The sequence below is a fragment of the Oleiphilus sp. HI0067 genome, assembly GCF_001635735.1.
The window spans coordinates 1-665 of the sequence record NZ_LWFI01000498.1; the positions used below are offsets into that span (position 1 = coordinate 1).

Genomic DNA, 665 nt, shown 5'->3' on the forward strand with positions numbered 1-665 from the left:
TAAGCAAGCAGCAAACACCGTCTCTCTCGTTCTTCGCGTTGGTAAGCGCTGCGGCAACCCTAATACTAAGCCCAATCGTATTGCTTAAATTCAAAAGTGTTGTTTTTGTTATTCAGCATTACCCGATAGAAATTGCACTCACGGGAATATGCCAGGCGCTTTATTTCGTTGGACTAGCGGGCGCATACCGACACGGTAATTTTTCAGTGTCTTATCCTCTAGCAAGGGCGTTACCGGTAATCTTCACACCACTCGCTGCCTTTCTACTGTTCGAATTGAAATTCAGCTTTATACAAAGCCTTTGCGCATTAGGAATTTTACTGGGCTGCATCGCGATAAGCTGGCCTCGTAAAACAGAGTATAACGAGCATCTCAGCTCGAGCTTATTACATGCCCTACTCGCTGCTATCGGAACAACAGGCTACACGCTTATTGACCAAACGGTATTAAATTCTCTCGCTAGCCAATCTCAATTTAATGAGAGTGAGAGCGTCAAAGCATTGATATACATGTGGTGTCTTTCGGCATCGTCAATGATTGCCATGTGCACAATACTCTTCGTATCTAAATCTGGAAGAGACGCGTGGCGCGATGTTGTGTCGAATAAAAAGAAGATCAGTGCCATGACAGCATTCATCATGACACTCACATACTCTTTGGTTTTG

At 44.4% G+C, this 665-nt stretch carries 1 pseudogene; it reads left to right on the forward strand.

The annotated features are described in order from the left end of the window. Positions 1 to 665, forward strand: a pseudogene (locus tag A3739_RS29465) (hypothetical protein); the annotation flags it as partial.